The sequence below is a fragment of the Pseudomonas antarctica genome (assembly GCF_900624995.1).
GTDB lineage: Bacteria > Pseudomonadota > Gammaproteobacteria > Pseudomonadales > Pseudomonadaceae > Aquipseudomonas > Aquipseudomonas antarctica.
Map to the genome: position 1 here is coordinate 82,046 of NZ_UYXQ01000007.1, position 17,531 is coordinate 99,576.

Consider the following 17,531-nt stretch of genomic DNA (forward strand, 5'->3'; position numbering starts at 1 on the left):
ATTTAGCGCGTCAGAAGTCTTCAAGAGCCGCCAAGGAGATCCGTCCAAAAATCCACGGCGTTACGAGTTCAGTGTGTACTGCCCATAGCAATGGCCCCCATTCGGCGCGACGGTGCGCACCCGGCCCCATGATCATTAGCAAGCGGTAGCAGTCACAGCAATCGTCATAGGCGCAAATAAACCAGAAGGCGTTGTGCGGATCATTCAAGGTGGTCGTGCGGTAGTACCTGGCGCTTGATCTTGGCCCGCTGGGCTTGCGTCCGAGCGGTGCCGACCAGGTGGATATGATGCCTGTCGCTGAGCTCGAGGGGCGTTCACCGCAGACGTTGTCGTTGAAAAGTGCGCAGCGAAATGTACCCAGTGGTTGATCTTTTGGAACAGTGGGGAGATTTTTACCGCGGGCATTCAATCCTACTTGGAGATTGGAAGCTGGCTGCTGATCACGTAGGTGTCGAAGACTTTTTGGCCATCACGCGCGGCTTGCCGTCCATCAAGGAATGTCAGCGCCTTGCTGACGACCTTTTGCGTGGCTTGTCGACTTTTCTGGCGGTGACCATCGGAGCCACCGAAGGATGTGTGTTGCCTCGATACACGTTCAAGGTCTGCACTAAGAGACGTGTCTGGTCGCTACGTCAGCAACATCTCTAATTACATGGGCACGTGTCTTATTGCACCAACCGCCCGCACAGACGCTCAATAAACACGGTCTGCGCCCGACTCATCTTTTGCTCCCACTTCCACAGCAGATGAATATCGACATCGGCAATCCCTCCATCCGGCGGTAGCCGCCACAGCAGCCCATTCTTCGCATCCTCGGCGACCACATGAGTCGGCAGGCAACCCAGGCCGTACCCGGCAATCACCAACCGTCGCACCTCCTCAAGGCTGGATGACGACGCCACGATCCGGCCGCTGAAGCCTTGCTGGTCACGAAAGATCGTCAACGGCGACAGCATCCCGCCGATCTGGTCGCTGGTAAAACTCACGAAGTTTTCCGACTGCAAATCGCCTTCAGCCAAGCCGGTGCGGCCAAACAGAGGGTGGTGTTTTCCGCAAAAAAACGCATAGCGCTGGCGCAGGAACAGGTGCTGTTCCAAGCGTACCCGCCGCTTATGCGCTATGCCGCCCGCCCGGACATCACGCCCGTTACGACGCGGCAGGCGGCTTCTGCTACATCAACAATGCGGCGGTAGCGGCACACGTGTTGCGCGAAGGTTTCCAGCGTGTCGCCGTGCTCGACACCGACATGCACCACGGCCAAGGCATCCAGGAGATTTTCTACGACCGTGACGACGTGCTGTAGGTGTCGATCCACGGCGACCCTACCAACTTCTACCCCGGCGTCGCAGGTTTTGCCGAAGAGCGTGGCGTTGTTGGGGGGGAAGGCTTTAACCTGAATCTGCCGATGGCCCATGGCGCCAGTGAGGCGGTGTTCTTCGAAAAGCTGGAACAGGCCTTGACGGCGGTAAAGGATTTCTCCGCGGATGTGCTGGTGTTGTCCCTGGGGTTTGATATCTACGAACTGGACCCGCAAAGCAAAGTGACCGTGACGCGCGAAGGGTTTGCGCGCTTGGGCGAGTGCGTTCGGCAGTTGGGCTTACCCTGCGTGATCGTGCAGGAGGGCGGGTATCACCTGGAGACCTTGGACAGTAATGCGCAGGCGTTTTTTAGCGGCCCCCAGGCTTGGGGGCAATAAGCTGACGATACCCTTCGTGGATGCGTGATATCTTTGTGCCATCACGTGTCGTGATGTTCACGGAGGATCGTATGAAAAAGCTGTCGTTGGTTGGGTTGCTGGTGGTCTTGATGGTCACCCCGATGTTCGCGGCGGCATGCCCAAAGGGCACGCATCCGGTTGGGGGCACGGGGTCGCATCATAAAGGCGGAACTTGCCAGTAGTGAGTGTTCAGTTTTTCGCAGGGCTGCGTCAGTGCTGCGCGTCGTCGCTGGCCATTGCCAGCGACTTGCGCACCAGTTTCAATACTCGGTTACGCCCCCCTTCTGCCAGTAGATAAGTACCGTCGCCTGTTCGCACAATCGACTGCGGCGCCTTCAAGAATGACAAGATTGTCTGTTGCTGCCCGTGTTTATCAATCAGCAGCAACCGGGCGCGATGCGTCGAGTCTTCATTGACCCACAACCCGCGCTCATCACACATCAGGAATGTCGGTTTGTTGAGGCCCGTCAGCACCACCGGATCGCTGCCGTCACTGGTCAGCTCACGTATCACGCCTTTTTTCTTTTCCGTGTAGAGCATTCGCCCATCGGTACACCGCGTGATGGACTCGCCTTCGTGCAGTTGGTCACGCAGTACGGTGAGTGACTGGTCGCTCCAGCGATAGCGTAATAGCCGGCCATTGTCCTTGCGGTCTTCGATGGCGTAGAGGTCGTCGCCTTCGACCCACAAGCCTTGTACATTTTCGCCGCGAAACAGGTCAGTGACGACACCGTCCTTGAGAAAGCTGACCGGCGCGTTGCCGGTTTCCTGGCTGAACACCCAGCCGCCGTGGGTCGCGAACATGCCATCAGGTTTGGACAGGCTGCCCACCACCACTTCGCGTCGACCATCGGGATGGATCCGCACGATGCTGCCTTTTGCATCGTTGAGTTCCTGGCTGATCATCAGCGAGCCGTCCGGGAGAGGCATCAGCGAGGCGGCTTTCGGGACGTCGCTGTGCACCGTTTGAATGCTCCAGCCGGTTGCTGCGCTCACGGGATAGAAGCTTTGCCAGGCGAAGAAGCCGACGGTTGCGACCCCCATCAAGCCAAACAGATACAACCCCAATCGCAACGCTCGGTGCAGAGATCCGGTGGTATTGATTATTATCGTCCTTGTCATTGATCACTCTGTCGGCCAGTGTTGGCGATGTGTTCAACCGTCTCCCGGTGGGATGGGCTGTCCGTCATTCTGTAAAAGTGCTGCGTAGTTTCGCCCACCGTAATACCCCCCCAAAATCGACACCGTTTGAGTATCGGCGGCCACCATGAACGCGATGGTGGTGGTGTGCTGATAGTGAGTGATGCGCAACGTGGGCAGCAGCTCGTCACGGTGGCTGCCGCGCAGTGGGAACACGCAAAGGCTTTCGCAGTGGCTGATGATGTTGTCGATAAACCGTGCTGCAACACGTGGGGATGCGGTATCGCTGATGCAGTCTTCAAGGGCTTCCAGTTGCACCAGTGCTTCCGGCGAAAAGGCTACCGAATGGCTCACGGCTTCTCAGTGCTTTTTCGCTGACGCTTGGCTGCCATGTGCTCGCGAACCTGCCCGGTGGACAGCGCCCTGCCAGGGTCCGCCTGAAGGGCGGCGGCCGCTGGAATGACCTCGTCTCGCAGCCAGTCGCCCATCGCGCGATCTCGCGCCAGCAGGGCTCGCAGGCCGTCGCGCAGCACTTCACTTTCACTGGCGTATTCACCGCAAGCGACTTTGGCTTTGACCCGTGCGGCCATTTCGATTGGCAAGGTAATGCTCATTTGCTGGGTTGAGCGCATTTCGAAGTCCGCAAGCGTCGGGTAGGATTCAATCCTGCTCGACCATTGGCGCGTTGCAAGGAGCAACTGATCGATGCCAAGCGTCGGTGACTCGTCGTCTGCCCAAAAAGGGTGTGGGTTTTGACAGGGTTCCATGAGTGTCTTTCTCCAAGTGAATTAAGTCAGGCCTGAAGTATTGACGCTTTTTTGCAGACGCGTGGCTCAACCACATAAATAACTCACTGATATGTATGACTTCATATGTGTAGCAGGGTTATTAACTCACACCGACGCCGCTACGCGTGGCGCAGTACCGGCGCCCATACGATAATGCCCCCCAAATCGACCACACTGGCCCATCCCCGTGATCATCAACTTCGACCTCAACGACCTCCAAGCCTTCCGCGCTGTGGTAGACAAGGGCAGTTTTCGCGGCGCCGCCGAGGCCATTCGTATCTCGCAACCGGCCCTGAGCCGGCGTATCGAAAAGCTCGAATCTGCCCTCGACGTAAAGCTGTTCGAACGCACCACGCGGCGCGTCAGCCTGACCATGGTCGGGCGAGCGTTCCTGCCACAGGTCGAGCGCTTACTCGACGACCTCGACATTGCCTTGATGGGCATCAGTAACGTTGCGTCCACGCGCATGGGTAATGTCACCATCGCCTGCGTGCCGTCCACTGCGTACTACTTCATGCCCCACGTGATCTCCGAGTTCCACAAGCTTTACCCGAAGATTCGCCTGCGGGTGCTGGATGCCAGCGCCGGCGAGGTGTGCAATGCGGTGGCCAGTGGCGAGGCGGATTTCGGCGTGAGTTTCAGCGGCAGCCTGGCTGATGAGGTGGAGTTCGAACTGTTGTTGCAGGAGCGCTACGTGCTGGCGTGTCGCCGTGACCATCCGTTGGCCGAGCGTGAGAGCGTGACGTGGACCGAGGCCTATGAACATGACTACATCACCGTGGACAAAACCTCGGGCAACCGCTTCCTGCTGGATCAGGCTTTGCGCGGCGTGCGGGTGAAGAAACCGAGTATCTGCGAGACCCACCATGTGACCACGATGATCGGGCTGGTTGAAGCAGGGTTGGGCGTAGCGATGGTGCCGTCGATTGCGATGCCAGCGGGCACGCACCCGATTCTGGTGAGTGTGCCGCTGGTCGAGCCGCTGGTGATGCGCAATGTAGGCTTGATCAAGCGCCGCGGGCGGACGTTGCCGCCGGCGGCGCTGGAGTTGGAGCGGTTAGTGCGGGAGATGCCGTTTCGGTCAGTGTGACACCGAGTCCAAACCGGTGGATTGCACCACCGGTTGCGCCTCAGGCGAGGCCAGGTAGTGCAACAATGCCTTGGCCTGCGCCGGGTGTCGGGCGTTGACCGGAATGCCCGCGGCAAAACGCGTCACCGATTGCACGTCTTCCGGGATCTTGCCGACGTAAGTCACGCCCGGCACCGGCAACAACTCCGCTACCTGTTGCAAGCCTACCTCGTAATCACCCTTGGCGACCTGTTCGGCGACCGGGACGCGTTCGATCATCGTGCCCTTGGCGGGCATACCGAGCTTCTTGAACAACTCTTTCTCGACATACACGCCGCTGGCGCTGTCCGAATACGCCACGGACTTGGCCTGACTCAGCACCGCCTTCAACTCGGCATCGGTGCCGATCGCCGGTTTGGCTGCGCCTTCCTTGACCACCAAGCCGATGCGCGAATCCGCCAGCTCCACGCGGGATGCCGGGTCAACCTTGCCCTGTTTGATCAAGTCATCCAGGGCGTAGCCGACCATGATCACCACGTCGGCTTGTTCGCCCCGGGCGAGGCGGTTGGGAATGGCTTCCGGCGCCTTGCCCATTGACGGGCCGAGAAGGGTGTCGAGGGTGTCGCCGCTCTGCTTGGCGTACTGCGGACCGAGCAATTTATACGCGGCGGTGAAGCCCCCGGAGGTCATCACTTTGAGTTCTTCGGCCTGGGCCGTCAGCGCCAGGGCACCGAGGGCCAGGGCTGTCAAGGTGTTGAGCAGCGGCTTCATAACGCTGCCCCCTGCATCACTTGCCCACGGGTGTTGGCGCGGCGATACAACGCGAGGGTCGAGCACAGCGCGCACAGCGCGGCAAAAATCATCCAGTAGGCCGGCGAGGCCTTGTCTGCGGTGATGTGAATGAACCAAGTGGAGATCGCCGGCGTGAACCCGCCGAAGATCGCCGTCGCCAGGCTGTAGGCCAGAGAGAAGCCCGCCACGCGAACCTCTACCGGCATGATTTCGGTCAGGGCCGGGATCATCGCGCCGTTGTACATGCCGTACAGGAACGAGAACCACAGCAGGGTTTCCAACATGTGGCCGAAGCTCGGCGCGTTGACCACGAACGACAGCGCCGGATAGGCGGTGATCACGGTCAGGGCGGTCATCAACACCAGCACCGGCTTGCGGCCAAAACGGTCGCTCAGGGTGCCCCCGATCGGCAGCCAGATGAAGTTCGACACGGCCACCAGCAAGGTCACCAGCAGGGCGTCGGAGGTGCTCAGTTGCAGCACGGTCTTACCGAAGGTCGGCGCGTACACGGTAATCAGGTAGAACGCGGTAGTGGTCATGGCCACCATCAACATGCCGCCGATCACCACGGTCCAGTTTTTCACCAGAGTAGCGAGCACTTCGCGCATGGTCGGGCGATGCTTGCGGTTGGCGAACTCTTCGGTTTCCTGCAGGTTACGACGCAGCACGAAGATGAACGGGATGATCACGCAACCGATGGCGAACGGAATACGCCAGCCCCAATCGGCAACCACAGCCGGTTGCATCCACACGTTCAGGCCATAACCCAACGCGGCGGCAACCACGATGGAAATCTGTTGGCTGCCCGACTGCCAACTGGTGTAGAAGCCTTTGCGGCCGGGGGTGGCCATTTCGGAAAGATAAACCGATACGCCGCCCAGTTCCGCACCGGCCGAGAAACCCTGCAGCAGGCGGCCCAGCAGTACGAGCAGAGGGGCCCATAGACCGATGGCTTGATAACCCGGCACCAGCACGATCAGCAACGTGCCGCTGGCCATGATCGACAGGGTCACGATCAACCCTTTGCGGCGACCGACGTCATCGATATACGCACCCAAAATGATCGCACCGAGGGGGCGCATCAGGAAGCCTGCACCGAACACGGCGAAGGTCATCATTAATGACGCAAACTCATTGGCGGCGGGGAAGAACGCGGCAGCGATGTAGGTGGCGTAGAAACCGAACAGAAAGAAGTCAAACTGTTCGAGGAAGTTACCCGAAGTAACGCGCAATACCGCACCCACTTTCGAGCGGGCAGAGTCGGGCCGGGAAGGGCTAGTCATGGTTTTGTGTCTCCAGCGTTCTTTTTAAAGTGCTTGTTTCGCTTAAGACTGCGGATAGTGGCTGACACATTTAGAAATGATAAGTGAGTAATTTGGATGCATTGATGCGCATACGCTATCAATCAATACGCCCGACCAACATGCTCACCCTGTTCTATGCTTGCAGGTGTGACCAATTCTTAAGGATGGGAGGTGGCAATGGCTAACGAGCACACGCACCGGGATGAGCCGGAGCATGATCAACCCCGGCGGCGGCCTGAAGAGGAAAAGCCGCAGACCTGGAAGCATCCGGACGATGGTACGGAGCTTTCCGAGCGGGATCAGGAACGTCCACTCAAGCCCTGAGTAACCAGGCAATAATGATTAACTGTGGGAGCCGGCAAGCCCGCTGCCACATTCGTGCTGTATTCAGCCCACGATTGGCGTACACAGTTCCACCAACGTGCCGTCCGGGCAACGCACATACGACACCACTTGCCCCCACGGCTTGGTGCTCGGCGCGGCCAGCTCTTTCGCGCCGAGTACAAGGGCTTTGGCGTGCGCGACGAACACATCCTCGGTGACGAAACCCACCTCCATGCCCAGCGGCTGCCGGGACGCGTGCGCCTCCACGTGCCCGCCGTCGAAATTCAATTCGCCCAATTCATGCGCGGCAAACGAGAGGGTGGTGTCGCCGGTTTCCAACTCGCCATAGGTGCCTGACTCATGCAGGAAACGGCGACTGAAACCGAAGGCTTTTTCGAAGAATGCCAGGGATGCAGCGACGTCCGGCACATAGATGATGGTGTAGGCGAATTTCATGATTAAGCGCTCCTTGCTGAAGAGTGGATTAATGCGGCTCAGGAAAGCAGCACGGCAATCGGAAAGCCTCGCGCCAGTACCACATAGGCTAACGCCGCTGCCAGGCACAAGCCGACAAACACCCGCAGCAACGTGCGGGCGGTGGGGGTGGCGATGAACCTGATTACCCAGAGACAGAACCCGGCCACCACAATGGCCAAGGCGAGAATGACCAGCACAATAATGTTCCTGTGACCCTGCAAAGCTGATTTATAGACGCAAAGGCCCGCGTTGAACAGTGCGCGCATAGACGCAGGCCCCCGGGTGTTTCTACACTGCCTCTTGTCTAGGGCAGTGGGGCGAGCGCCGATGAATCGAAATGAATTACGCAAGGCCGACATCAACCTCATGGTCGTCTTTGAAACGTTGATGCTTGAACGCAATGTGACACGGGTGGCGGAGAAGCTGTTTCTCGGCCAGCCGACCATCAGTTCGGCGCTCAATCGCCTGCGCACGCTGTTCAATGACCCGCTGTTCATTCGCGTCGGCCATCGCATGGAACCGACCGCGCGGGCCGAGGAAATCATCAAACACCTGTCGCCGGCCCTCGACTCCTTATCGTCGGCCCTGAGCCTGACCCACGATTTCGACCCGTCCATCAGCACCATGACCTTTCGCATCGGCCTGTCCGATGACGTCGAGTTCGGCCTGCTGCCGCCCTTGCTGCGCGCCTTGCGCCAGGAAGCGCCGTTGGTGGTGTTCGTGGTGCAGCATGTGGATTACTGGCGTATCCCCGACCTGCTGGCGTCCGGCGATATCACCGTCGGCATCACCCAGACCCGCGGCCTGCCAGCTAACGCCAAACGTAAACTGTTACGGCATATCCGCCCCTGCCTGTTGCGCGCCGATGCCTCGGACAAACCGCTGACCCTCGACGAATATTGCGCACGCCCCCATGTGCTGGTGTCCCACACCGCCAACGTGTCCGGGTTTGCCGATGAATGGCTGGCGGAGATTGGCCGCAAGCGTCACGTGGTGCTGTCGGTGCCGCAATACAGCGCGCTGCCAGCGTTGCTCGCCGGCACCGACATGATCGCCAGCCTGCCGGACTATACGGCCCAGGCCATGGCCGCTGGCGGGAACCTGTTCTGCGAGCCGTTTCCGTTCGAAACGCCGACCCTGGACTTGTCCATGGTCTGGCTGAGCCACGTCGACACCGACCCGGCGGAACGCTGGATGCGCTCGCGGCTGGAGGCGTTCATGAGTGAGCGCGACCTGTTGCCGGTGCGGGTGCCAAAATCTTGAGATAAACCCTTCAAGGAGAAACCATCGATGAGCCCGTTCCCTTCCTTGCTGCGTAGTCGCGGCAGTCATGACAGCGGCAAGGTTGGCATGGTCGAGCTGTTTTTCGACCTGGTGTTCGTGTTTGCCGTGACGCAGTTGTCGCATTCGCTGCTGGCCCATCTGACCCTTGGCGGCGCGCTGCAGGTGGCGCTGATGATGGTCGCGGTATGGTGGGTGTGGATCTTCACGTCATGGATCACCAACTGGCTCGACCCGGACAAAATCCCGATTCGTATTGGCCTGTTCGGCTTGATGGTCGCCGGCCTATTGTTGTCTTCGTCGATCCCCAAGGCCTTTACCGACCGAGGTCTGCTATTTGCTGGCGCCTACGTATTCATGCAAGTAGGGCGCACGCTGTTTGCGTTGTGGGCAGTGCGTGGCGAGTCGCGGAACATGACCCGAAATTTCCAGCGAATCCTGGCGTGGATGGTCTTTTCGGGCGTGTTCTGGATCACCGGCAGCCTGCTCGAAGGCGAGCATCGCCTGGCGTTCTGGGCGCTGGCACTGTTGATCGAACTGATATCGCCTTCGGTGTATTTCTGGGTGCCGGGCCTCGGGCGTTCGACGCTTGCGGATTGGAACGTGGAAGGCAACCACATGGCCGAACGCTGCGGCCTGTTTGTGATTATCGCCCTCGGGGAGTCATTGCTGGTGACCGGCGCCACCTTCGCTGAATTGCCCTGGAGCCTCGAAGGCCTTGGCGCGTTCCTGGTGGCGGTGGTGGGTAGCATCGCCCTGTGGTGGATCTATTTCGACAGCGGCGCCGAGCGCGCGCATCACCGCATCGCCAGCTCTGCCGACCCGGGCCGCCAGGCGCGGATTGCCTACACCTATCTGCACGTGTTGATCGTCGCCGGGATCATTGTCAGCGCGGTGGCCGACGAACTGGTGCTGGTGCATCCGGGGCATGCTAGCCAGGCGGGTGTCGTCGCGATCATCGCCGGGCCGTGGTTGTTTCTGTTGGGCAGCGCGTTGTTCAAATGGGTAATGAGTGACCGGCCGTGGCCACCGCTCTCGCACCTGGGCGGGCTGCTGATGTTGCTGCTGGTATTGCCGCTGGGCTTACAGCAGGTGTTTTCGGCATTGATGCTGGGTGCGCTGACCACGGCGGTGTTGGTGATCGTGGCGTTCTGGGAGAGTCGTGCGTTGCGCAGCCTGACCGAAAGTTCACACTGAAAACGCTCTGATTCAGTTTGGCTGCGTGCTATACGTAGGCTCTTTTCCTACAACCATTCGGAGCTTTTCATGCCGCACCTGCACCTGGAATACACCGCCAATCTCCCCGGCCTGGCCGTTGAGAAAACCCTGTTGCGGCTTAACAATGTGCTGATGGCGTCCGGGCAGTTCGGTTCCGAGTTTGATATCAAAAGCCGCGCCGTGAAGGTCGAGACTTTCCAGGTCGGCACCTCCCTCAGCCCGCGCGGCTTTATTGCGGTGAAGCTGTCGCTGCTCAGCGGGCGTTCACCACAGGTCAAGACGCAGCTGTCGGAAAGCCTGTTGGCGGCGTTGCAGGACCAGTGCGAGTGGCCGGCGGATATACAGGTTCAACTCAGCGTATTGCTGGTCGACATGGATCGCGATTCTTACAGCAAAGTTGTCATTGGCTGACGGTTACAACAACCCTTGCTCAGCACACACCTTCACCACCTGCTCACGAAACCAGGTATTGGCGTTGTCCTGGCCACTTGTTTCGTTCCACTGCATGTCCAGGGTAAACCCCGGTAAACCGCTGGGCGCCTCGCAATGGCCGAACACCGTGGCCGGCGCCAGCAGCTTTTGCACGCGACGGGGCAGGGTGACAACAAAGTCGGTGCCGGTGATCATCTTCAAGGCCGCGCTGTAACTGTTCGCACGGGCGATCACCTGGCGCTTGTGAGCCTGGCGCGCCAGCCAGCCGTCGATCATGTTGGTGTCGGATGTCCACGGCGTGGGGAACACATGGCGCCGCTCGACAAAGGAGTGCAGGCTCAATGCCGGCTCGCGCGGGGCTGAGCGTTTATCGAACACGCAGACCAAATCATCTTCCAGCAGCATCTGGGTCTTGAAGTCTTTGTGGGCGCGGTGAAAGTGCGGGCCGAAGCAAATCACCAGGTCGAGGCGGCCTTCGCGCAGGTCGTCGGCGGGGATGTCGGTTTCCAGCTTCTGCACATTAACGATCACCGGCAGGTCGGCGCGGTCGAAGTGCTTCAACAGGCGCGGCAGGATCAACTGTTCGAAGTATTCCGGGGCGCAGACATTAAAGGTTACGGCCGTCGAAGTCGGGTCAAACGCTTGGCCACCCGCGTGGCACAGGTTGATGCTTTCCAGGATCTTCTGCACATGCCCATACATGGTGGTGGCTTTGTACGTAGGCCGCATGCCCGCCCGCGTGTTGATAAACAGCTCATCCTCAAAACTGGTGCGCAGTTTCTTCAGGCTGTAACTCACGGTGGACTGGCTGACGAACAGCGTTTCAGACACCTCGGTAACGCTGCTCTGGTCGTAGACGGCGATAAACACCATCAAGTCCTGCATATCCAGTTTTCTGAGCAAATTACTGTTTAGCATCCATTCCGTCCGGTAAGCCTTGGCACTGTGACAGCGCGCGACAAGGGCAAAAGCTTAACGGAACGGTCGTGCCAATAGAAAGCTCTGTAGGGCGTTTCTATGTTTGGTGTGGGACAAAAAATGTTGGCAACACGACGTTACTGGATATGCCGTGCGTAATGCGTTGGATTGAACCGCGTGACGATCAGCAGCATCACCACGGCCACCGCCGTCAGCGACCACCAGGCCCATTCGAAGCTGCCTAACTGGTCTCGGATCATCCCGGCAATAAGTGGCGACAGGCTGGCAATCAGATAACCGATGCCTTGCACAAACGCGGTCAGGCCACCGGCGCGGCGCGGGTTGTCCAGGTGGTCGAGGGACAGGATCAGGCTCATCGGAAACAGCCCGCCGATGCCCAGGCCCAATAGGCAAGGCCACAACAGGTGCAGGTGTTGGGGCATAAGAATGAGGCCGCACAAACCCAGGATGATCAGCACCAGCAGCACCGCAACGACGCGGCGTTTATCTTTTCGGCGGTTGGCGATGGCCGGGGTGACCAGGCCGGACACCACTTCCATGGCGGTCAAGAACCCCAGCAGTAAACCGGCGTTCTGTTCGCTTAAGCCTTGCTCCACGTAATACGGCGCCAGCCACGCCAGCACACAGGTGTAGGACGCGGTGCCGAGGCCGAAAAAGATCGCCAGCAACCACGCGCGGCGGTTACCAAAAAATGATTCCTGCGCGCCGGAGCCGGCTTGGGGCAATGGCGGCATCGCCGCGCGCTGGGCGTACCAGAACACCAACGCCAATAACGCCAGTGCCGCCCAGATCGCCAAGCCGACGCGCCAACTGCCGGTCTGCACCTGCACAAATGGCGCGAACGACGCCGCGAGTGCCGCGCCACCCATGATCGCGGTGACATACAGGCCCATGAACAGCGAAACGTTATCGCCAAAGCGTGTCTTGATCAGCGCTGGCATCAGCGCCTGGATCATGGCGATGCCGACGCCAGCTGCAATGGCACTGACGATCAATTCCAGTGCTGAATCCAGAAACAGCCGAGACAGTGTGGCCAGGCCAATCACCCCTAACGACAGCACAATGCTGCGGTGCTCACCAAAGCGTTTGCCCAGGCCAATGCCAAAAAACATCGCCAATCCCATCGCCATGACCGGCAACATGGTCAGCAAGGCGGCGCCGCTGAAGCTCAGCGGTACATCGCCGCGAATCGAAGACAATAGCGGGCCAACGGCGGCCATCGACGGGCGCAGGTTAAGGGCGACCAGGACAACGCTGATCATCAGCCAGATGGCGGTGGTGGGTGTTGCGCGAACGTTTTCCATGGGTGGGCCTTAGATAGACAAGGGCGAATCAGGCCACGCATGGGGGAGAGGGGCAAATGAGAAAGTCGCAGGCGCTATCTAAAAATTGCAGGTAACTGACACACCCTAGATCAAAAGGATGAGAGCGGGCTTGCTCGCTCCCACAGGTGACCTTCGTCGTTAGTTGGAGCGGATCACATGCTTGATCTCCTGAAACGTCGCCAGCCCCACGGCCCCAGTTCGCGTGAAATAGCCCTTCGCCAGGTCGGCCGGTCGTTCACCGCCGCACAGCAAACGCGCGCCGTCCGCGATGCCGCGATCACGGCCGGTGCTTTTCGACCCGTCGATAAAGGCCGCGCTGGCCGCCTCAACGGCTTGGGCCACGACGCTCCCACCACCCCACGCTGACGTGGGCCAAGGTGGCTTCGGTGGCTGGGTTGATCACCTCGAGCACGTCATGGCTTGCACGCCACTCACCACCGATAAACACACCGTTCAATACGTCGCTTATACCGCTACCTCCTGCATCCAGAGCCCTTGGTCGATTTCAATCAGTGTCGGCCCCTGGCGATTGGCGGCGGCGCGCAATGCCCTGCGCAACTGCTCGATGCCCTGGATGCTCTCGGCCGCGCAGCCCAAGGCCGTGGCCACGCCGACAAAGTCCGGTGTGTAGATGTCCACACCGACCGGCTCGATGGCGCGGTTGACCATGTATTTCTTGATCTCCTCGTAGCCTTGGTTATTCCACAGCAGCACGATGACCGGCACGCGCGCTTGCACCGCGCTGGCCAGTTCCGGCAGGGTGAATTGCAGGCCGCCGTCGCCGATCAGGCACACCACCGGCTGCCCATCGCCGCGTCCCAGCCATGCGCCGATAGCGGCGGGCAGGGCGTAACCCAAAGTGCCGTAGCCGGTCGAAGCGTTGAACCAGCGACGTGGGTGGTCGAGGTTGAGGGTCAGGTTGGCGCTGTACACCGGCTGGGTGGAGTCGCCCACCAGCACGGCGCCAGGCAGTTCTTCCAGCACGGTGTTGAGAAACAGGGTTTGCGCGCGGGTGGCGGCGTCCCAGGTAGGTGTCAATTCAGCCCACAGGCGCGCGACGCGGTGGCTGCCCCAGCTTGGATCGCGCGCGGGCAGTGCCTGGGTGTTCAGTTCGGCGAGCAATGCTTCGGCGGCAATTTGTGCATCGGCGACCAGCGCGAGGTGCGGCGGGTAGCTGCGCACGGTCTGGTCCGGGTCGATGTCGATGCGCAGCAACGCGCCGGGAATCTCGAAGCCGCCCGCAAAGGTCACGTCGTAGTCGGTTTCTGCCAGCTCGGTGCCGATGGCAAGCACCACATCGGCTTCGGCGACCAAGGCTCGGGTGGCCTCCAGCGTCTGGGTCGAGCCGATCAGCAGCGGGTGCGCGGACGCCAGCATGCCCTTGGCGTTGATGGTCAGGGCTACCGGCGCATCCAGTGTTTCGGCCAAGCGGGTCAGTTCCGGCGCGGCATCAATGGCGCCACCACCGGCAAGGATCAGCGGGCGTTTTGCCGCCGCCAGCCACTGGCTCATCTGCTTCACCGCCGACGGCGCCGCGCCGGCTCGTGCCACGTTGACAGGTTCGCTGCCGAGCAATGCGTCGGCATTTTCCACCAGCACATCCAGCGGAATTTCGATATGCACCGGGCGCGGCCGCCCGGCCTGGAACAGCGCAAAGGCGCGCGCCAGCACGCCAGGCAACTCCGCTGCCGACATCAAGGTATGCGAGAACGCCGCCACGCCTGCGATCATCGCGCCCTGGTTCGGCAGTTCATGCAACTTGCCGCGACCGCCGCCCAATTGGCTGCGCGACTGCACGCTGGAAATCACCAGCATCGGGATCGAGTCGGCATACGCCTGGCCCATGGCGGTGGCGATGTTGGTCATGCCGGGGCCGGTGATGATGAAGCACACACCCGGTTTACCGCAGGTGCGCGCGTAACCGTCGGCCATGAAGCCTGCGCCCTGTTCATGGCGCGGGGTCACATGGCGGATGTTCGAGCGTGCCAGGCCGCGGTACAGCTCCACGGTGTGCACACCGGGAATGCCGAACACCTGGCCCACGCCGTAGCTTTCCAGGAGGTTGACCAATACTTCGCCGCAGGTCGCCATACATGTCGCTCTTGTTATGGATTCGAGGCGCTATTGGAGCGGCTGGCCGCTAGCGGCAACAATCGATAAAAAGTCATACTAGCCATGTCTCCACGTCATGGCTCATCCCTCGATGAAACGCCTGCCACCGCTGCCCGTCTTGCACACCTTCTGGGTCACGGCCCAGTGCTGCAACTTCACCCGCGCCGCCGAGCAACTGCACATTACCCAAGGTGCGGTGAGCCGGCAGATCGCCGGGCTGGAAAGCCATTTGGGCTATGCCTTGTTCCAGCGCCAGGCGCGCGGCCTGAGCTTGACCGAAGAAGGTCGCGAGTGGTCGCTGCGCGCGCAGCAGGTGTTTGGCCTGATCGGTGACGCGGTGGAGCAGATCGGCGGCCGCCGCGCGACCCTGCAACTCAAGGCGCCCACTTGCGTAATGCGCTGGCTGCTGCCGCGCCTGATGCAGTGGCAAAAGGAACGCCCGGACGTGCCGGTGGAGCTGACGACCACCGTGGCCTGCACCGTGGACTTTCGCCGCGAGCAATTCGACGCGGCGTTGATCTATGCGCCCATCGCCGAGCAGTCGGCGCAGGCGCGGCATTTATTCGATGAGCAACTCACGCCGGTCTGTGCACCGGCATTGCTCGGCGGCTTGCACGCACCGGCCGACCTGCAGCAACAGGTGCTGCTGCACCCCACGCGCGATGAGCGCGATTGGGCGTTGTGGCTGAAGGCGGCGAATACGCGGTTGAGCAACCTGGCCCAGGGGCATCATTTCGAAACGCTGGATTTGGCCATGACGGTGGCGTCCCAAGGTTCCGGTGTGGCGATTGGCGACAGTGCGTTGATTGGCGAGGATCTGAAAGCGGGGCGCTTGGCGACGCCGTTTGAATTAAGGGTGCCGACGGGGATGGGGTATTACTTGGTGTGTCCGCCAGGGACGGCGCCTTCGGTTGGGCTTGAAGCACTGATGGATTGGCTAGTGAGCCAAGCCCAACAGTCGTAGCGCTGAAGAACTAACGGTGGGAGCGAGCAAGCCCGCCCCCACCGTTTTTACCGAGATGTTTCAGTAACCCACGGTGAAACGCTGGCGCGAGTGCTTCGGTGTTTCTACTTCGTCGATCAATGCAATGGCGTAGTCAGCAAAGCTGATCCAACTACGGCCTTCAGCACTCACCAGCAAGTCATCCTGGCCCACGCGGAATTTGCCGGTGCGTTCGGTCTCAACGAATTCCGCCGACGGCGACAGGAAGGTCCAATCCAGTTCCTTTTCCTGGCGCAGTGTTTCGAGGAACTCAGCGCCTGCGCTGGCTTCGGCCTTGTACTCTGCCGGGAAACCTTCGCTGTCGATCACGCGCCCGCCACCTGGCAGCAGCAACGAACCCGCGCCGCCGACCACCAGCAGGCGTTTGACCGAGGCTTTCTTCACCGGGCCGATCACGGCACTGGCCGGCAGCGTGGCGAAATGCGCCGCACTGATCACCACATCGTTGCCGCTGACGGCCTGTTGCAACGCTTCGGCATCCAGCGCATCGACTTGTTTGACGGTAACGCCCGGGCGTGCCGCCAGTTTGTCGGTATTACGCGCGATGGCGGTGACGGTATGCCCACGACGCAGCGCTTCTTCCAGCACTTGGCTACCGGCACGGCCGGTGGCACCAATGATTGCGATCTTGCTCATGACGTTCTCCAGTACGTTAAGGTTTAAAACCACTCACCACTTCATTTCGCCCTTGGCGACTTTGGCGCTCAGGTCCAACGAGCTTTCGTCGGCGAGGTTGGGGTAGCGTTTTTTCATCGCTGCGATCAGCGCGGCGGAGTCCTTGGCCTTGGCGGTTTCGACGTCGAACGCCTTGATGTAGTCAGCGGTAAAGGCCACGGACTTCAGTGACGGGCTGCCCAGGTAATGGCCTGGAATCACCGTAGCCGGTTTCAGCTGTTGGATACGTTGCAGCGTTGCTAGCCAATCCTTGTGGGACTGTGCGCTCTGGGTGTCGGCCATCCACACGTGGATGTTTTCGGCGACCACCACACCGCCGATCACGGCCTTGATCGAGGGAATCCACACAAAGCTGCGATCCGGCTGCGGGCCGTCCAGGCCGATGATTTCCAGGGGTTGGCCTTCGAGGGTCAGGCTGTGGCCTTCAAGCACGTGCGGCACGATGGTTTTTGCCGGTTTGTCGGCGCCCATTTTCGGGCCCCAGAACTCCAGCTTGCCGGCGACGGTTGCCTTGATATGGTCGACCACCGGTTGCGGTGCCAGCACCTTGGCGTCTGGGAAGGCGGCGGTCAGGGTGTCGAGGCCGAAGTAGTAGTCCGGGTCGCCATGGCTGATGTAGATGGTGGTGAGGTGCTTGCCGCTGGCGCGAATCTTTTGCACCAGTTGCTCGGCCTGGCCTTTGCCGAATTGCGCGTCGACCAGGATCGCGTCTTTTTCGCCGCTCACCAACACCGAGCTGACCGGGAAGATCGCAGCTTCACCTGGGTTGTACACGTCGAGCTTCAGCGCTGCCGCCGAAGCTTGGGCGGCGAAGGCCAGGGCGGCGGTCGCGAGGGTCAGGCGTTTGAGGGTGGATAGCATCGGGGGCAACTCCAGTGGTCGTTAAAGGATGCACAGAGCTTAGTTGCACTAAACGCTACAAAAAATGCGATGCT

Annotated in this window: 18 protein-coding genes and 3 pseudogenes; 7 read left to right on the forward strand and 14 right to left on the reverse strand. The window is 60.5% G+C overall.

What is annotated here, in order from left to right:
- The first annotated feature begins 351 nt into the window (after positions 1-351).
- Positions 352-648 (forward strand): hypothetical protein, encoded by a 297-nt coding sequence (locus E0F99_RS29975; protein WP_156795361.1) that lies wholly within the window; start codon positions 352-354, stop codon positions 646-648.
- A gap of 17 nt (positions 649-665) precedes the next feature.
- Here E0F99_RS29975 and E0F99_RS07590 read toward each other — a convergent pair.
- Positions 666-1,109: pseudogene (locus tag E0F99_RS07590) on the reverse strand (substrate-binding domain-containing protein); the annotation flags it as partial.
- Between E0F99_RS07590 and E0F99_RS07595 the strand changes: the two are divergent.
- Positions 1,100-1,696 (forward strand): annotated as a pseudogene (locus E0F99_RS07595) (histone deacetylase family protein); the annotation flags it as partial. The pseudogenes E0F99_RS07590 and E0F99_RS07595 sit on opposite strands and share 10 nt — an antisense overlap.
- A gap of 231 nt (positions 1,697-1,927) precedes the next feature.
- Here the strand turns inward: E0F99_RS07595 and E0F99_RS07600 are convergent.
- The 3 genes from E0F99_RS07600 to E0F99_RS07610 all read right to left on the reverse strand — a co-directional run bounded on the left by E0F99_RS07600 (position 1,928) and on the right by E0F99_RS07610 (position 3,624).
- A complete protein-coding gene (locus tag E0F99_RS07600) occupies positions 1,928-2,761 on the reverse strand; it encodes an SMP-30/gluconolactonase/LRE family protein (protein WP_083360486.1) in 834 nt (277 codons plus the stop codon).
- Positions 2,762-2,872: 111 nt separating this feature from the next.
- The gene (locus E0F99_RS07605; RefSeq protein WP_083359618.1) at positions 2,873-3,211 is read right to left on the reverse strand and encodes a type II toxin-antitoxin system RelE/ParE family toxin; all 339 of its coding nucleotides are present in this window, start codon (positions 3,209-3,211) and stop codon (positions 2,873-2,875) included.
- Positions 3,208-3,624, reverse strand: coding sequence for a ribbon-helix-helix domain-containing protein (locus E0F99_RS07610; RefSeq protein ID WP_130908739.1), 417 nt, complete (start codon positions 3,622-3,624; stop codon positions 3,208-3,210). The genes E0F99_RS07605 and E0F99_RS07610 overlap by 4 nt, the downstream gene beginning before the upstream one ends.
- A gap of 208 nt (positions 3,625-3,832) precedes the next feature.
- Between E0F99_RS07610 and E0F99_RS07615 the strand changes: the two genes are divergently transcribed.
- Positions 3,833-4,735, forward strand: coding sequence for a LysR family transcriptional regulator (locus E0F99_RS07615; RefSeq protein ID WP_083359617.1), 903 nt, complete (start codon positions 3,833-3,835; stop codon positions 4,733-4,735).
- Here E0F99_RS07615 and E0F99_RS07620 read toward each other — a convergent pair.
- The 4 genes from E0F99_RS07620 to E0F99_RS07635 form a co-directional block, all read right to left on the reverse strand.
- Positions 4,727-5,485: a substrate-binding domain-containing protein gene (locus E0F99_RS07620; RefSeq protein WP_083359616.1), complete on the reverse strand. Its 759-nt coding sequence runs from the start codon at positions 5,483-5,485 to the stop codon at positions 4,727-4,729. The genes E0F99_RS07615 and E0F99_RS07620 overlap by 9 nt on opposite strands.
- Complete coding sequence (tcuC, locus tag E0F99_RS07625; protein ID WP_083359615.1) at positions 5,482-6,789, reverse strand: MFS transporter; 1,308 nt, start codon at positions 6,787-6,789, stop codon at positions 5,482-5,484. Before tcuC ends, E0F99_RS07620 begins: the two co-directional genes overlap by 4 nt.
- 408 nt (positions 6,790-7,197) lie before the next feature.
- Positions 7,198-7,590 (reverse strand): VOC family protein, encoded by a 393-nt coding sequence (locus tag E0F99_RS07630; protein WP_083359614.1) that lies wholly within the window; start codon positions 7,588-7,590, stop codon positions 7,198-7,200.
- 38 nt (positions 7,591-7,628) lie between these two features.
- Positions 7,629-7,808: a hypothetical protein gene (locus E0F99_RS07635; RefSeq protein WP_083359613.1), complete on the reverse strand. Its 180-nt coding sequence runs from the start codon at positions 7,806-7,808 to the stop codon at positions 7,629-7,631.
- A gap of 130 nt (positions 7,809-7,938) precedes the next feature.
- Here E0F99_RS07635 and E0F99_RS07640 point away from each other — a divergent pair, with 130 nt between their 5' ends.
- The 3 genes from E0F99_RS07640 to E0F99_RS07650 all read left to right on the forward strand — a co-directional run bounded on the left by E0F99_RS07640 (position 7,939) and on the right by E0F99_RS07650 (position 10,521).
- Positions 7,939-8,874, forward strand: a complete 936-nt coding sequence (locus E0F99_RS07640; protein ID WP_083359612.1) for a LysR substrate-binding domain-containing protein — start codon at positions 7,939-7,941, stop codon at positions 8,872-8,874.
- A gap of 27 nt (positions 8,875-8,901) precedes the next feature.
- On the forward strand, positions 8,902-10,089 hold the full coding sequence (locus tag E0F99_RS07645; RefSeq protein WP_083359611.1) for a low temperature requirement protein A: 1,188 nt from the start codon (positions 8,902-8,904) through the stop codon (positions 10,087-10,089).
- 69 nt (positions 10,090-10,158) lie between these two features.
- Positions 10,159-10,521: a 5-carboxymethyl-2-hydroxymuconate Delta-isomerase gene (locus E0F99_RS07650; protein ID WP_083359610.1), complete on the forward strand. Its 363-nt coding sequence runs from the start codon at positions 10,159-10,161 to the stop codon at positions 10,519-10,521.
- A gap of 3 nt (positions 10,522-10,524) precedes the next feature.
- Here E0F99_RS07650 and E0F99_RS07655 read toward each other — a convergent pair whose 3' ends face one another.
- From E0F99_RS07655 to E0F99_RS07670, 4 genes and pseudogenes are all read right to left on the reverse strand, one after another.
- Positions 10,525-11,460, reverse strand: a complete 936-nt coding sequence (locus tag E0F99_RS07655) for a LysR family transcriptional regulator (protein ID WP_083359609.1) — start codon at positions 11,458-11,460, stop codon at positions 10,525-10,527.
- A gap of 137 nt (positions 11,461-11,597) precedes the next feature.
- Complete coding sequence (locus E0F99_RS07660) at positions 11,598-12,785, reverse strand: cyanate transporter (RefSeq protein ID WP_083359608.1); 1,188 nt, start codon at positions 12,783-12,785, stop codon at positions 11,598-11,600.
- 294 nt (positions 12,786-13,079) lie between these two features.
- A pseudogene (locus tag E0F99_RS07665) lies at positions 13,080-13,275 on the reverse strand (aldehyde dehydrogenase family protein); the annotation flags it as partial.
- Positions 13,272-14,897 (reverse strand): 5-guanidino-2-oxopentanoate decarboxylase, encoded by a 1,626-nt coding sequence (locus E0F99_RS07670; RefSeq protein WP_083359607.1) that lies wholly within the window; start codon positions 14,895-14,897, stop codon positions 13,272-13,274. The pseudogene E0F99_RS07665 and the gene E0F99_RS07670, both read right to left, overlap by 4 nt.
- Positions 14,898-15,009: 112 nt before the next feature.
- Between E0F99_RS07670 and E0F99_RS07675 the strand changes: the two genes are divergently transcribed.
- Positions 15,010-15,882, forward strand: coding sequence for a LysR substrate-binding domain-containing protein (locus E0F99_RS07675; protein WP_083359606.1), 873 nt, complete (start codon positions 15,010-15,012; stop codon positions 15,880-15,882).
- A 60-nt stretch (positions 15,883-15,942) separates the two neighbouring features.
- Here E0F99_RS07675 and E0F99_RS07680 read toward each other — a convergent pair whose 3' ends face one another.
- Complete coding sequence (locus E0F99_RS07680; RefSeq protein ID WP_083359605.1) at positions 15,943-16,557, reverse strand: NAD(P)-dependent oxidoreductase; 615 nt, start codon at positions 16,555-16,557, stop codon at positions 15,943-15,945.
- A gap of 33 nt (positions 16,558-16,590) precedes the next feature.
- Positions 16,591-17,457 (reverse strand): MBL fold metallo-hydrolase, encoded by an 867-nt coding sequence (locus tag E0F99_RS07685; RefSeq protein ID WP_083359604.1) that lies wholly within the window; start codon positions 17,455-17,457, stop codon positions 16,591-16,593.
- Between the last annotated feature and the right edge of the window lie 74 nt (positions 17,458-17,531).